General features: G+C 52.2%; 10 protein-coding genes. 9 read left to right on the top strand and 1 reads right to left on the bottom strand.

Annotated elements, in window-relative coordinates; translation table 11 throughout:
* Window positions 1–8: 8 nt before the first annotated feature.
* The 9 genes from ugpC to IPI86_RS18825 all read left to right on the top strand — a co-directional run bounded on the left by ugpC (window position 9) and on the right by IPI86_RS18825 (window position 14,975).
* Window positions 9–1,109 carry a sn-glycerol-3-phosphate ABC transporter ATP-binding protein UgpC gene (ugpC, locus tag IPI86_RS18865; RefSeq protein ID WP_345299569.1) on the top strand — a complete coding sequence of 367 codons (1,101 nt, stop codon included), beginning with the start codon at window positions 9–11 and terminating at the stop codon, window positions 1,107–1,109.
* Between the two features lie 291 nt (window positions 1,110–1,400).
* Entirely contained in the window at window positions 1,401–2,561 is a 1,161-nt protein-coding gene (locus tag IPI86_RS18860; protein ID WP_345299568.1) for an ROK family protein, read from the top strand.
* A gap of 103 nt (window positions 2,562–2,664) precedes the next feature.
* Window positions 2,665–3,978 carry an extracellular solute-binding protein gene (locus tag IPI86_RS18855; RefSeq protein WP_345299567.1) on the top strand — a complete coding sequence of 438 codons (1,314 nt, stop codon included), beginning with the start codon at window positions 2,665–2,667 and terminating at the stop codon, window positions 3,976–3,978.
* 162 nt (window positions 3,979–4,140) lie between these two features.
* Window positions 4,141–5,643: a sugar ABC transporter permease gene (locus IPI86_RS18850; protein ID WP_345299566.1), complete on the top strand. Its 1,503-nt coding sequence runs from the start codon at window positions 4,141–4,143 to the stop codon at window positions 5,641–5,643.
* 10 nt (window positions 5,644–5,653) lie between these two features.
* Window positions 5,654–6,556, top strand: coding sequence for a sugar ABC transporter permease (locus tag IPI86_RS18845; protein ID WP_345299565.1), 903 nt, complete (start codon window positions 5,654–5,656; stop codon window positions 6,554–6,556).
* A 69-nt stretch (window positions 6,557–6,625) separates the two neighbouring features.
* Window positions 6,626–8,242 (top strand): alpha-amylase family glycosyl hydrolase, encoded by a 1,617-nt coding sequence (locus IPI86_RS18840; protein ID WP_345299564.1) that lies wholly within the window; start codon window positions 6,626–6,628, stop codon window positions 8,240–8,242.
* 12 nt (window positions 8,243–8,254) lie between these two features.
* The gene (locus IPI86_RS18835) at window positions 8,255–9,724 is read left to right on the top strand and encodes a glycoside hydrolase family 13 protein (protein WP_345299563.1); all 1,470 of its coding nucleotides are present in this window, start codon (window positions 8,255–8,257) and stop codon (window positions 9,722–9,724) included.
* Window positions 9,725–9,734: 10 nt separating this feature from the next.
* The gene (locus IPI86_RS18830) at window positions 9,735–11,042 is read left to right on the top strand and encodes an alpha-amylase family glycosyl hydrolase (RefSeq protein WP_345299562.1); all 1,308 of its coding nucleotides are present in this window, start codon (window positions 9,735–9,737) and stop codon (window positions 11,040–11,042) included.
* Window positions 11,043–11,150: 108 nt separating this feature from the next.
* Window positions 11,151–14,975 (top strand): hypothetical protein, encoded by a 3,825-nt coding sequence (locus tag IPI86_RS18825; protein ID WP_345299561.1) that lies wholly within the window; start codon window positions 11,151–11,153, stop codon window positions 14,973–14,975.
* Window positions 14,976–15,005: 30 nt separating this feature from the next.
* On the opposite strand, the gene IPI86_RS18820 is transcribed toward IPI86_RS18825, so the two are convergent.
* Window positions 15,006–15,269, bottom strand: a 264-nt coding sequence (locus IPI86_RS18820; RefSeq protein ID WP_345299560.1) for a hypothetical protein, incomplete at its 5' end; no start/stop codon positions are given.

Here is a 15,269-nt window from a genome sequence, read left to right as displayed (position 1 = left end):
AGGATACCATGGCAAGCGTTACATTCGAGAAAGTTCATAAAAAGTTTGGTGATCTGACGATCATCAACAGCCTCGATATCGAGGTTCAGGACAAGGAATTCCTTGTTTTAGTCGGCCCCTCAGGCTGCGGTAAGACCACCGCCCTGCGTCTGCTCGCTGGTTTGGAAGAGATCACCGGCGGCGAAATCAAGATCGGCGATCGCCTTGTGAACGACGTGGCGCCCAAAGATCGTGATATTGCCATGGTATTTCAATCCTACGCGCTCTACCCGCACCTTTCGGTGTACGATAACATGGCCTTTGGCCTCAAACTTCGCAAGACCCCGAAGGAAGAGATCAAACGCCGTGTCAGTGAAGCCGCAGACATTTTGGGCATTCAAGACCTGCTCCAGCGCAAACCCCGCCAGCTCTCCGGCGGTCAGCGCCAGCGTGTGGCCGTAGGTCGCGCAATCGTCCGCGAACCGAAGGTCTTCCTGTTCGATGAGCCGCTCTCCAATCTTGACGCGAAATTGCGCGTGCAGATGCGTGCCGAAATCAGCAAGCTTCATCAGCGCCTGCAGACCACGTTCATCTACGTGACCCACGATCAAACCGAGGCCATGACCATGGCTTCCCGCATCGCCGTCATCAACAAGGGTGACTTGCAGCAGTTGGACACCCCCCAAAACTTGTACGACCACCCGAATAACCTGTTCGTGGCTGGCTTCATCGGTTCCCCATCCATGAACTTCTTCCCCGCCAAGATCGTAAAGAGCGGCAACAGCATGATTGTGGATACGGAAGATTTCAAGGTTCAGATTCCCGATAGCCTCTCTGGCCCGTATAAGAACATGGAAGGCAAGAGTGTTGTCTTCGGCATCCGCCCTGAGAACATCCACGACCCTGAATTCGCCCCGAACAACATCCACGGCGAGAAGGTTGCTTCCAAGGTGGATGTCACCGAATTGATGGGTAACGAAACCCTGCTCTACCTCGTGAGTGGAAAGAACACTTACGTCGGTCGGGTTGACCCCCGCTCAAAATTGCGTGTCGGAAGCCAGACTCAGTTCATTTTTGACATGGACAAATTCCACATTTTCGACGCCGAAACCGAAAAAGCCATTCGATAATCGAAACCAGATAACCAAAGATTGCCAGCAGGCTGGATTTCTTCTCCAGCCTGCTTTTTATTTAAGTATAAAAATTTTAAGGTGGAATTTTGTTAAAAGACTTGATTTAATAAGGAATTGTGCTATTATAAAAAAAGTCAAAAAAAAAAACGCCCGAAAAAAACAAGCATAAAACCGATGTTTTATTGGATACCCACCAACCAGAATATTAAGAATTTTAACAAACATTCTGCAGTAGATTTGATTCGTTTTGCCTCCAACGGCATCTCCAGGACAGATCTTGCGGAACAAATGGGTTTAACACGTGCTGCAGTAACTTTGATCGTGAACGATCTGATCGAAAACGAGGTTATTTTCGAAGCTGAAAGCCGCGCCATTCCAAGCGGACGCCCGCCTGTAGTGTTGGAGATCAATCCAAAGCGTGGTCTCGTGGCAGCTGTAGATATGGGCGCCACCCATATGAATATTGCCATTGCTGATTTTTCTGCAAAGATCATTGCAGAAAAAAGCCTTCCATTGGATATACGAAACGGACCTCAGATTTGCATGCCTGAAGTCAGTCGCAGCTTGAAGGAATTATTGGCTGAAAATGGAATTAGCCAGTCACAATTAATGGCTGTTGGGATCGGCGTCCCAGGCCCGGTCATCACAGATGCAGGTATGGTCGTCTCTCCTCCAATTATGCCAGGCTGGGATGGTTATCCGATCCGCAAAACCCTTGAACAGGAATTGGGGTGCGCCATTTCACTCAACAACGATGCTGAATTGGGCGCGTTGGGCGAATGGGCTTACGGTGCGGGACGTGGTGAAAAAAATCTCGCATTCATAAAAGTGGGAAGCGGCATCGGCGCAGGATTGATCATCAATCAACAGATCTATGGCGGCACCACCGGTTCTGCGGGTGAAATCGGTCACATCACAATCGATGAAAATGGACCGCTTTGCACATGCGGAAACCACGGCTGTCTGGAAGCTTTTGCTGGCGGACACGCCATTGCCCTTCAAGCGAAAAAATTGGTTGAATCTGGCAAGCGAACCTTACTATCCAGCATACCCATGGAAAACCTGACAGCACAGGAAGTTGCAAAAGCCGCGCGACGCGGCGACCTGCCAGCGCAGGACATCATTATGCGCGCCGGCACATTTATTGGTATCGCCATTGCAGGCTTGGTCAATTTATTCAACCCGGGGGCGGTGATCATCGGTGGTGGTGTCGCACAATCCGGCGACTTGCTGACAACCTCGATCCGTCAGGCTGTAGGCGAACGTTCCCTGCGGGCTTCCGGGCGCGGCGTACACATCACAACCGCCATGCTGGGACGAAGATCATCATTAATGGGCGCTACCGTGCAGGCAGTGAATATTGCCATACACGACGCAATTGAAAAGAAAAATCCTGTTTCGCGGAATTCATTTCCGTCTGAAATAAAACAGGCATCCACAAGTGAATAAAAGGAGGTGATCGTCTGCACTCAGAAAAACAAACATACACAAATCATGAAATGATCGTTCAATACCAATCAACAAAATCACCTATTAAGTAAGGAGAAGAGTAATGAAAACCAAATTAAGTTTGTTGTTTAGCTTGTTAGTGGTGGCCAGCATGGTCCTCACTGCCTGCGGCGCTCCTGCGACCGAGGCCCCTGCTGTTGAAGAACCCGCTGCCACTGAGGCCCCCGCTACTGAAGCACCTGCTGCTACCGAAGCCCCCGCTGCCGAACCCGTCACCATCACTTTCTGGGAACAGGAAGGCGAGGATGTAGACGTGTTCATTGACGGTTTGATCGCTGATTTCCAGGCCGCCAACCCGAACATCACCGTTGAGCGCACTCACTACGAGAACGAAGCTCTCCGTGACCAGTTCCAGACCGCTTCCCTCGCTGAAGCTGCTCCCGATGTCGTTCGCGTACCGAACGATTTCGCTGGTCCTTTCAGCACCCTCGACATCATCGCCCCCGTCGATGCTTTGTACGATGATGCCTTCCTCGGCCAGTTCTTCCCCGGCGCTCTTGACCCCGCCAAAGTTGGCGGCACCCTCTGGGGCGTTCCCGATAACTATGGCAATCACCTCATGCTGATCTACAACAAATCCCTGATCGCTGAACCCCCTGCCACTTTCGAAGAACTCATCACCGTTTCCAAGGAACTCACCGCTGGTGATGTCCAGGGCTTCGCCTACAACCTCAATGAGCCTTTCTGGGGTGCTGGCTTCTATGGCGCTTTCGGCGGATGGCCTCTTGATGAGAACGATCAGCCTCAGTTCAACAACCAGGCTTTCATCGATTATCTGACCTTTGTCGCCTCCCTCAAGACCGACGGCGTTGTGCCCGCTGAATGTGATTATGCCTGCGCCGACACCCTGATGAAGGAAGGCAAAGCCGCCATGATCATCAATGGCGACTGGTCTCTCGGCGATTACACCACCGCTCTCGGTGAAAACCTCGGTGTTGCCCCCGTCCCCACCATCAACGGCAACCCCTACACCGAAATGACCGCTGGCAAGTACTTCATGGTCTCCAAGGCCGTCCTCGATGACGCCGCCCGCCAGGAAGCTGTCACCGCGTTCATCACCTACATGACTTCCGCTGAAGTTCAGAAGAAGTGGCTTGATGAATACAAGCGCCTTCCTTCCAACGCCGAAGTTGCCAAGGATCCGAGCATTGCAAGTGACCCGATCCTTGCTGGCTCTATGGCCGATCTCGCTGTTGGCCGCGGTCAGCCTGCCGCTCCCGAAATGCGTTGCGCATGGGATGCATGGCGCCCGAACCTCGAAGGCGTAATGGCCGGCACTGTCACTCCTGAAGATGCCGCCGTCGCCGCTCAGGAAGCTGCTGATGCCTGTGTAGTTACCCTCGGAACCACCCCATAGTATTCCTGCAATAAAATAGGATGGGGAGCGTGACGCTCCCCATCCTATTTTCAATCAGCATAAGCTTCAAGCTTTATAATTTTCACACTTGGCGTCGAATTACTCTGATATTCTTGAAGACTTGCCCTGTTTTTCATGGCGAACAAACAAAAGAGGTTTATTATGGAAAGCGATAACTTCCTGCGACGAAACCTGCCCAACATCCTATGGATCGCTGCAATCGTCTCGATTTATTTCGTTCTATCATCGTTGATCGCTCCCTTCTCAGACGGCATCACCTTAAGCAGTAAGATTATAGGTGAGCGGCTTCAGGAAATTGGAGGCTTTCTTTTTGCAATCCTGGGCGGACTTGCAATCATCGAAATTTATTTTTATCAAATTTTCTTCCGCCAGCCGCTTAACCGCACAGCGACAATCGTAACAAGAGCCATCCAGGTTGCGATGGGTCTCCTCACCTTTACGTTCATCATTTACTTTTTCAATCTAACCGACCTAATCAAACTCGGCGACAGCGCTATCGGCAAGTTTGTAAACATGCCCGTGAACTCGTTTGCGAACCTTCAAAAGTCCCTCATCAGCTCAAAGGTTGCGACAAAAGACTCGGCAAAAATGGTCGCAGGCATCATCTTTGCCCTCGGTATTCTGGTACTGTATGCAATTATTCAATTCGCCAGCAAACCACGAAACAGCCGCGTAGGGCTGGCTTACCTGCTGATTATGCCCGCTTTTATTGGCGTGCTCTTCCTGATCATCTACCCCTTCCTTTTCGAGATCAAACTCGCATTCTCCAATGCATCGCTTGGAACTCAGGCAACTAAAAATGCCCAATACAGCCTGCTTTTCGGGTGGGAAAATCTCAAGATGCTCTTCACAGGCACCGTCGCGAAAGACGCGAAATTCTTCGAGGTGTTTTGGCGCACGATCCTGTGGACGGTTATCAACGTCACCTTTCACGTTTTGGGCGGCATGGGGCTGGCCATCCTGCTGAACAGACCCTTGAAGTTCAAAGGGTTTTATCGCACCTTGCTCGTCATTCCCTGGGCGATTCCTACCACGATTGCAGCCATGGCATTACGCAGTGAATTTGACAGCCGCTACGGCTTGTTCAATATTCTGCTGGGCAACCTCAACACCTGGTTGACCACGGTCAGTCAAAACACGGCAAATATCATAGGGATCGGAAATGGTTTCGCCTGGCTGGCAGCCACCATCGGCCCCGTCAGTTGGAAGCAGGATCCGTTTTGGGCCTTTGTTTCGGTATTACTCGCAAATATCTGGCTGGGCATTCCTTTTATGTCCGTCATCATTCTCGGCGGGTTGCAAAGCATTTCGCAGGAATATTACGAAGCCGCAGAGATCGACGGCGCCACCAGATGGCAGCAATTCCGCAACATCACCCTCCCCCTGCTGCGCCCCGTCCTGACCCCTGCCATCATTTTAGGCGTCGTCTGGACCTTCAATAAGTTTGACATCATCTACCTTATCACGCAGGGCGGCCCACAGGAGAAAACGGATATTCTAGTCTCCTCCATGTATAAAGCCGCATTCCAGTTTTATCGGTACGGCTTCACTGCCATGTTCGCACTGGTGATCTTTGCGATCCTGTTTATCTTCACTCTCTTTTACCTTAGGGTCAGCGATGGGCTTAAGTCAGCAACTGAATAAGGAGCATCACATGACAACGAATCCAATTTCCCGCTTCTTTCGCTGGTTTTTCTATCGGTCACGCGGCGACAGCCCCTTCAAAACCATTTTGATCCATGCGACTCTTATCATTGCCTGTGTCATCGCTGTCTATCCCGTCTTGCGCGTGGTCACCATTTCGCTGCGCCCCAATGACACACTCCTGACCACCGACCTCAGAATCATCCCAGAAAATGCCACGCTGGATAACTACAAGGAAGTATTATTCGGCGACGCAGAAAAGAATCGCCAGTCCGATTTCTTTCTGTGGATCTGGAACTCGGTCTCTGTTGTAGCGGTGACTTCAGTCATCAGTGTCATTCTGGCAGCGATCAGCGCGTATGCGTTTTCGCGCTTCCGTTTTCCCGGGCGTTCGGCAGGGCTTATATTCCTGCTGACAACGCAGATGATCCCTGCGGGTATGTTGTTGCTTCCCCTGTTTATCATGATCGCCAAATTGAAAATGATCAATACGCCTCTGGGTCTGATCATCGCCTATGCGGTGACCTCCGTGCCGCTCACGATCTGGACCCTCAAAGGCTACTACGACACGATTCCCGTTGACCTGGAAGAAGCCGCGCTGATCGACGGTGCAAGCCGCCTGACCGTATTCACCAAGATCATCCTGCCCCTCTCCACACCCGCGCTGGCAATCGCCTTCTTGTTCTCTTTCATGGGCGGTTGGAGCGAATATCTGGTGGCACGCGTGGTTTTGCAAAAGAATGAAATGTTCACCTGGCCGCTGGGCATCTTCACCTTCGCACAGCAATTCACGGTTTCGTGGGGTCAATTCGCGGCCGCATCGGTTTTGATTGCCATTCCCATCATGGCGCTCTTCCTCTACTCCTCCAAGTGGCTCATCTCAGGTCTCACCCTTGGCAGCGTAAAGGGATAATACTTTCATCATTGAATATTCCCTTTCTTTCCTTGAGAGGAAGGGAATATTTTTTGTCTATTGACTGTCATGACCAAACGGATTTTTCTCTCCCTGCTGTTTTTCCTGCTCATTTCTTCCTGCGCTCCCGCCGCGCCGACAACTGCTCCAGTGCCAACGACAGTTACTTCCCCTGAAATTTGGTGGAGCGACGCTGTCTTCTACGAAATTTTCGTGCGCTCATTCAACGACAGCAACGGCGACGGCACGGGGGATTTCAACGGCATCACCCAAAAGCTGGGCTATCTACAGGAACTTGGCATCACCGCACTCTGGCTGATGCCCATCTTCCCCTCCCCCTCCTATCACGGCTATGACGTCACAGACTATTACGATGTCAACCCGCAATATGGAACGATGGATGATTTCAAAAATCTGGTGGCAGAAGCCCGCAAACGCGATATTCACATCATCATTGACCTTGTCATCAACCATACATCCGACAAACACCCCTGGTTTAAGGATGCAAAAAAAGACCCCCAATCTCCCTATCGTGATTGGTATATCTGGAGCAACACAGATCCAAAATATACTGGTCCGTGGAAAGAGCGCGTCTGGCATTCATCCACCAGCGGATTCTATTACGGCATCTTTGAAGCCTTCATGCCTGACCTGAATTACGCAAACCCCGCCGTCACCGAAGAAATGAAAAAGATCGCCGCCTTCTGGCTGACCGATGTGGGCGTGGATGGCTTTCGCCTGGATGCCGCCAAACACCTGATCGAAGACGGTGTAAAGCAGGAAAATACCGAAGCCACTCATCTTTGGTATCAAAATGAATTCTATCCCACCTACAAAGCAGTTAACCCCGAAGCCATGACCGTCGGTGAGTTGTTCGGCGACGGATTAAATACCATCGCCAATTACATCAAGAACGATCAATTCGACCTGGCTTTCAACTTTCAGCTTGCGGCCAGTTTTCTGGAAGCGGCCAATACTGAAAAATCCGGCGACCTCGCCAGAACTCTGCAAGTAAGCGACAAGGCCATCCCCGATCATCAATATGCCACGTTTTTAACTAACCACGACCAGAACCGCGTCATGGCACAATTGGGCGGAGACGTGAACAAAGCCAAACTGGCCGCCTTTTTGATGCTCACCTCGCCCGGCACACCGTTCATCTATTACGGCGAAGAGATTGGCATGCAGGGAAAAAAGCCCGATGAAAATATCCGCCTGCCCATGCAGTGGACCTCGGGAGAAAATGCGGGCTTTTCCACGGCCCGTCCGTGGCGGGCGCCTGCCAGCGATTATGTTTTTATAAATGTCGATGCCCAAACAGGTGCCATCGACTCGCTGCTCGAACACTACCGCGCGCTGATCCAACTGCGCAATGCAAATCCCACCATGCAGACAGGCGACCTCATTTCGTTGAAATCCAGCCATCCTTCGGTGTATTCGGCTTTGCGAATCAATGAAAATGGAATGTTTCTGATATTGGCAAACCTCTCAAAAGAAACAATCAGCAAATATAATATCAACCTCAACGGGGCAGGCCTGGCAGAATCCGCCTACAGTGTGGAGACTTTGTTCGGGGCTGGGCAGGCCGCAGGTCCGGTTGGAAGCGGCGAAGCCTTTCAGGAATACAAGCCGTTCGAAAATCTTGATCCGTATGCAATGTACGTTTTGAAACTCATTTCAAAGTAACGAGGATAAATAATGTCGACACCAGAATGGGTAAAGGACGCAGTTTTTTACCAGATATTTCCAGACCGTTTTGCAAAAAGCAGCCGCAACCCTGCGGCGACACTGCCGTTTGAGCCGTGGGACTCAGCCCCAACCACGCATGGATTCAAAGGCGGCGACTTGTACGGCGTGCTCGAAAAACTGGATTACATTCAGGAACTTGGATGCACAGCGATCTACCTTAACCCGATCTTTGCTTCGGCTTCGAATCACCGTTATCACACCTTTGATTATTACAACGTGGACCCGTTGCTTGGCGGCAACGAGGCGTTAAAAAAACTGCTCAAGGAAATGCACAAGCGCGGCATGCGGCTGATTCTGGATGGCGTGTTCAACCACGCTTCACGCGGATTTTGGCAGTTCAACCATGTGCTGGAAACTGGTGACGCCTCGCCGTATCGTGACTGGTTCTATTTTGATGAAGAGCGCCTGAAGGGACATAAGAATTGGGGGGCCTACCCCACTGCGCATGAGCAAAGGGCGCTGAATCACGAAGACAGCCTGACCGCCATCGGCTATCGGGCATGGTGGAATTTGCCCGCGCTTCCAAAGTTCAACACTGACACCCCTGCAGTGCGCGAATTTTTGTTTGACGTTGCCGAGTATTGGATCAAATTCGGCATTGACGGCTGGCGGCTGGATGTACCCGGGGAGATCAATGACGATGAATTCTGGCGCGAATTCCGCAGGCGTGTGCGCGCGATCAACCCCGATGCGTACATCGTCGGCGAAATCTGGCATGAGGCACAGCGCTGGCTGCAGGGCGATCAATTCGATGCCGTGATGAATTATCTGGTCACCACGACTTCAATGAACTTCTTTGCGGCCAACAGCCTCGATATGTCTGTCATTCAACATGCAGGTGGATTGAAGGACCGCGTGCGGCCAATCAATGCACACGATTGCGCCAATGAACTGGACCGCATTCTCAACCTCTATCCCTCAGATATTACCTATGCCCAGCTTAATCTTCTCGATAGCCACGACATGCCCCGTTTTCTTTCCTGCGTGAACGAGGACAAAACTGCGCTCAAGCTGGCCTGGCTTTTCATGTTCACCATCCCTGGCGCACCCTGCATCTATTACGGAGATGAAGTGGGTGTCAATGGAAAGCATGACCCTGAATGCAGAAAATCCTTCCCGTGGGATGAGGGGCGCTGGGACCACGACCTGCTCGATTACGCAAAAGCCTGCACCACTCTGCGAACCGAGCATGCGGCCTTGCGGCGCGGCGATTACAAACGCATCCATGCGGAGGGTGAACTGCTGGCATATTCACGAAGTTATCGAAATGAAACGCTAATAACCGCCTTCAACACCTCGAATGAGGATAAAACATTGGAATTGCCGCTCGATAAAAAACCGCACGTGCTGTTTGGCAAGCCTGTGATCTCTGAAAATCAGGTTACGATTCCCGCCCGCAGCGGGGTTGTGTTGAAATAAGGAAACATTTATGAGCAGTGCTTACACCCCCATTCAGCCTGTCAAGCTCACTCACCCTGAGTGGAGCAAGGACGCGGTGATCTATCAGATCAATACGCGTCAATTCACACAGGAAGGGACTTTCAAAGCGGCAGAGAATCATTTGCCGCGGCTGAAAGAATTGGGCGTGGATATTTTATGGCTGATGCCCATCCATGAGATCGGGGAAAAGAATCGCAAGGGCACGTTGGGCAGCCCATATGCCGTAAAGGATTATTACAGCGTCAACCATGAATTTGGAACGATGGAAGACCTGAAGCATTTTGTGAAAACCGCCCATGAAATGGGAATGTATGTCATTTTGGATTGGGTTCCGAATCACACCGCCTGGGACAGTGTGCTGGTAAGCGAGCACCCCGACTGGTATACCCGAAGCTGGAAAGGTGATTTTCACCCAACCCCCTGGTGGGATTGGACAGACATCATCGACCTGGATTACTCCAAGGTGGAGGTTCGGGAGTATATGGCAGAGGCACTGAAATTCTGGGTGCGCGAAGCAAATGTCGACGGATTCCGATGCGATGTGGCGGGATTCGTCCCCATCGATTTTTGGAACGTCGTCCGCAAGGAATTAGACGCGATCAAACCCGTTTTCATGCTGGCGGAATGGGAGGCGCGCGACCTGCACGCTGAGGCCTTCGATATGACCTACTCGTGGAGTTGGTACGACACACTGAAGGTAATCGCCAAAGGTGAAGGAGATGTATCGCTTCTTTATGTTTATTATTCGTGGAATGAAAAGGCGTTCCCATTCGACATCATGCGCATGCTCTTCGTGACCAATCACGATAAAAACGCATGGGACGGGACAATGAACGAAACCTTCGGCGATGCCCTGGAGGCCGTCATTGCGCTTTCGGTCACCAGCGAGGGCATGCCGCTGCTTTACAACGGTCAGGAAGCGGGCGAGGAAAAACGGCTGGCCTTCTTTGAAAAAGACCCGATCGCGTGGAAGGAACATCCGATCGGCGCGTTGTATAAGAAATTGTTCGCGTTGAAAAAGAAAAATACAGCTTTATGGAATGCCAAATGGGGCGCGAGAATGATCCACGTGCCGAGCACGGCGGAGGGCAAGGTGTTCAGTTTTGTGCGCCAGAACGAAAAGGACAAGGTCTTTGCGGTCTTCAATTTCTCGGCTGAGCCGCAGGTTGTGCGTTTTCACGAACATCTTTTCCACGGCAAATACACAGACTATATGAGCGGAACACAAGTGGATTTGGCAGATGCGACGCAATTGGAGTTGAAAGCCTGGGATTATCGAATCTTTGAACGTCAATGATGGATAAGAAATTTTCATCGCAGAGCTCACAGAATTTTCAAATTTAGCCTGCCCGTGCCATTTCGGGTAAATCGTAACAAATAGACCAAAACAGGGTTTTATTCGTAGATGCAACGACCATCTGATAAGCGGCTTTCGAAAAGCGCGTATGACTGGCTGAGGGTTTCACCGCTGGCCACGGTCACCACGTATGCCTTCCTCTCAGCGGCCGATCTGGGGGATGGCATTTGCAATGTGATTCCGTGCTCCTACAGGGTGGATTTTTACCTGAGCGCATTGATCGCATTGCTGGGTTCCGCGCTTTGGCATCTCAATCTCCTGAAATATATCAATAACAAAGACAGTGAATTCGTGCGCTGGCATGGGCTGCAAGCCGCGCTGATTGCGGGGATTCGCACGTTAATTCCGATCCTTTTCCTGATCGCTGATTTTCTATTTGAATCGGGTGGCTATACTTTCTGTATCAGCGTCCCTGCGCTGCTGGTCGTGTGGATGACGGCCACCCCCTGGGGGAACAAACAGGTGGATGGTGACGAATGCAAACTGGCGACCTGGCTGGGAGAACCGATCTCTCCCCCCGAAACATGGCCTGCAGAAACACCCCAACAATCCTACACGCAAGCAACTGCAACCTCCCCCGAAACAAAAAATGCGGAAGAGGCAATTCCCCTTACCGACGAACCCTTGAATACGGAAAACCCCATGACCGACTCTGAATCTAAAAACCCTGAAGATGTACTCAAGAATATTCTCGATGGCCTGCGAAGTGCGGACGATGTCAGCCGCTTGAACGCCATTTCGCAGCTGCACCTGATCAACTATAGCAGTGAAGCCATTCGCAATGAGCTTGAGAAGCTGGCGATCCACGATGAGAACGCAGACATCCGCAAGGACGCTTTGATCGCGCTCGACACCGCCACCCAGAAACATGTCCGCAGCCGCATTAATAGATTGGAAGCGGGCAGTCGTTTTATTATTTTGAGCGAGATCAGCGAATGGGAAAGACTCGGCCTGTTGGACAAGGTCAAGGCGGCGGTGCTGCGCAAGCGATATGACTTTGACAGGACCGCGACTCCTGCGGCCCGAACTGCGACGAGTGAGACCGAAAGCGCCAAACCACAGACAACCTCCGCGCCTGAGCCTGCCGCGCCGCCTCCGCCCAAAGCGGAAGCGAAACCTGAAGAGTCACGCGCCACATTGACCCAAACCCTGCTGAGCGAGACAAGCATCAAGATCGCTTTGTATCTCGGCGCGTTCTTCGTGGTGGCTTCGGCGGCGATCCTTGCGGCGCTTTCACCCGCGGCGCGCCTGCCCGTGCTTTTCATCGCCTCGTTCATCTTTGGCGGACTTTCCATTGCGATTCGCAAGCGGCTGCCGCAGCCGAGTTTCGCGCTCTTCATCGTGTTCTCGTTCCTGCTGCCCATCACCGCGAGTGTGCTCGAGGACACGGTGCAATTCTCGCCTGTCTTCAGCTCGATCTATTGGGTGCTGATCTCGATCTCGATGGCGTTGATCTGGGGCGGCAGTGTCTGGCTGTATGAATCGCGGGTATTCAGCATGATGAGCTTCATTGCCTTTGCGGTTGCCTTTTACCGCATTGGGAATGTCTTTGACGCGGAGCCAGAGGTCTTTGGCGCGGTCACCAGCCTTGCCGCGCTGGGAGGATTGCTGGGCGTGTGGATCCTCAAGAAGTGGAAGGATGATAAATTCGCGCTGCCATTATTCCTGACGACACTGGCCGTACAGGCGCTCATCCTCGGCGGGACGATCATTGTCTTTGGCGTGCAGCTTTACGACAGGGACAGCTCACAACTTTGGAATCTTGCATCGGTGTTCACGTGGGGAAGCGCGTTCATTTTCTTCGTGCTTGCAGATATTCTCGTCCCCTTTATTTTCTTCTCGTGGTTCGCGGCGCTGGCTTTGATCCCGATTCCGTGGTTCATTGGCTCGGCGTTCGATATGGAAATTGCGGGGCTGGCTTTGCTGCACATGGTTTGGGGGCTGATCCTTTCAGTCGTCAGCGAGGCAGTTCACAGGTTCGACAAGACGCGCAAGTTCAGTCTGCCGATGCTGCTGGCGAGCATTCCCACATTCACGCTGGCGTTGATCAATGCCTTCGATAACGGCGTGCCGCTGGGGTTTGCCATTGCGCTGGGAGTCGCGTGTGTGTATGCGGCGCTGCATTTGATCCGCGCGCGGGGGTGGTTGTGGGCGCTGGCACTGCTCAACTTCATCATGGCTTATTTTGCCTTTTTCAACCTGCCGCTTTTCGATAAAACGGAAATCTATTTCGGCTATCTGTTGCTCGGCTTAAGCGTACTCTTTCTGCTGCCCGACCTGTTCTCGAAAAACGATTTCAACAAGAATATACACTGGCGATTGGCGCCGCGCATTTATGGCGTGCTTTTCACGTTGTATGCAAGCGGAATGTTCCTTGCCGTGGATAGCCAGCAGCATGCGTATATTGGTTTTGCAGTGCTGAGTGCTTTCTTTGCGCTGTACACCCTGGCGCAACGCGAGGCTTTCTATGGATACATTCCTGCGGCGTATCTGGCGTTGACGGTGCTGTTTGCGCTGGATCATTTCGAGCTGGATCTGTGGATGCCCGCGCTGACGGTGCTGGCGGCGTTGTTTTACCTGGCAGGCACGGCGGCGCTTTCAAAGGAAAGCTGGTCGCGTATGCTGCGAAACTGCGCGTTGATCCTGGGTACGCTGGTTTCGCTCGTGGCGTTGTTCACGCTCAAGGAAACAGGCGGCTGGTACGCGCTGATCGTGGGTGTGCTGTTTGCTTCTGAAATGTACCTGACCCGCAACGGCTGGTTCGAGATCGGCCTTCCGATCCTGTTCAATATTGGCGCGCTGTTGATCCTGCGCGATTTCGATATCACGCGCTCCTTCCATCACCTGCTGGCTTACAGCCTGGTGTGGCTGGGCAGCGACCTGATCGCGCACCTGACCTTTGCGCACCTGCGTCCGCTGAAATGGATCGTGCGCGGTGTGGGGGCTTTGCTGACGATCGTCAATTACGGGGCACTGCTTTCCTTTGCGGATGCGAAGACTGGGACGCTCGATTTCGGGATTTATACGCTTCTGGTCTTAACGATCAATCTGGTCTATCGCCAACCCAATTTGCTCTACGCTTTTACTTTGACCCTGCCACTCTTTGTCGTTTTCGGTTTTCGCGCGATCGGGGTCGAGAAGTGGATCCATCCTGTTATTTTTGTGGCGATGGTCTATTACGCGGCGGGATTTTTCCTGCGGCTTTCGTTGCGCGAGCGCGCGAAAGATTGGGATACGGCTTTGCTTTTCAGCGGCCTCGGGTGGGGCGTGATCATTTCGATGGCCGCACCCATTGTCGGCGGGTTGGATGCGGCGATCCCTGTCGCGATTGCCGCCACACTTTGGGCGGTGGAGGCTTTCGCGCGGAGAAATGTGTGGCTGGGATTTCCCGCAAATGGGCTTTATCTGCTATCGTATTTCATCATTTTGATCGAGTTGAAGGTGGACCAGCCGCAGTTCTTTTCGATGGGCGCGGCGGCGCTGGGGCTGTTGCAGCATTATCTGTTGACGCGCGCGGGGAGCAAAACGGGGACGTTCATCATGGGGATGCTTTCGCAGTTGACGCTGTTGGGGACGACGTACATTCAGATGGCGAATACGGAGCAGTTGATCTATTTTGTGGTGCTGTTCTTCCAATCCATCGCAGTTTTGTTCTACGGGCTGGTGATCCGTTCGCGCAGCCTGACCTTTACTCCGATCGCGTTCGTGGTGCTGGGCGTGATCACGGTGTTGTATACGGCGCTCAAGGGATTGAACACAGTGGTGCTGATCGGTTGTACGGGGATGATCCTGTTGACGCTGGGTATTTTGGCGGTGCTGATGCGGGAGCGCATTACGAAGCTGGGCGAGCGGTTGAGCGACTGGAAAGCGTAGGTGCGGGGGATGTCAGGTGCGAGTTTCAGGTTAGAAGGTTGGCAGGTTGTTGGGGGTGTTAGCTGTCGAAGGGAGATTTAACGGCGAGGCCGCCGCGTTGTAAAACATGCCTTCGACAAGCTCAGGAAAGGCGTATAGATCATGGTGGTTTTTAGATCTTTGCGGCCGAGAAGCTAAGGATTTTTTGGTTTTTGGGTTGATACAACAGTTGTTTTTGGGGTTTCTACCCTTTTCTTGCCCCATTCTGGTGGTGACTGTATAATGACTGTTATGCAATATAAAGGGTATTATACA

It is taken from the genome of Candidatus Villigracilis affinis, from assembly GCF_016705895.1.
Taxonomy (GTDB): domain Bacteria; phylum Chloroflexota; class Anaerolineae; order Anaerolineales; family Villigracilaceae; genus Villigracilis; species Villigracilis affinis.
Note: the sequence above shows the minus strand (reverse complement) of the source record. Positions and strands in the feature narration are given on the sequence as shown.

What these genes read in the sequence shown, in the direction of transcription:
- ugpC (WP_345299569.1), top strand. Translation starts at nt 9, where the DNA reads ATGGCAAGCGTTACATTCGAGAAAGTTCATAAAAAGTTTGGTGATCTG.
- IPI86_RS18860 (WP_345299568.1), top strand. Translation starts at nt 1,401, where the DNA reads ATGGGTTTAACACGTGCTGCAGTAACTTTGATCGTGAACGATCTGATC.
- IPI86_RS18855 (WP_345299567.1), top strand. Translation starts at nt 2,665, where the DNA reads ATGAAAACCAAATTAAGTTTGTTGTTTAGCTTGTTAGTGGTGGCCAGC.
- IPI86_RS18850 (WP_345299566.1), top strand. Translation starts at nt 4,141, where the DNA reads ATGGAAAGCGATAACTTCCTGCGACGAAACCTGCCCAACATCCTATGG.
- IPI86_RS18845 (WP_345299565.1), top strand. Translation starts at nt 5,654, where the DNA reads ATGACAACGAATCCAATTTCCCGCTTCTTTCGCTGGTTTTTCTATCGG.
- IPI86_RS18840 (WP_345299564.1), top strand. Translation starts at nt 6,626, where the DNA reads ATGACCAAACGGATTTTTCTCTCCCTGCTGTTTTTCCTGCTCATTTCT.
- IPI86_RS18835 (WP_345299563.1), top strand. Translation starts at nt 8,255, where the DNA reads ATGTCGACACCAGAATGGGTAAAGGACGCAGTTTTTTACCAGATATTT.
- IPI86_RS18830 (WP_345299562.1), top strand. Translation starts at nt 9,735, where the DNA reads ATGAGCAGTGCTTACACCCCCATTCAGCCTGTCAAGCTCACTCACCCT.
- IPI86_RS18825 (WP_345299561.1), top strand. Translation starts at nt 11,151, where the DNA reads ATGCAACGACCATCTGATAAGCGGCTTTCGAAAAGCGCGTATGACTGG.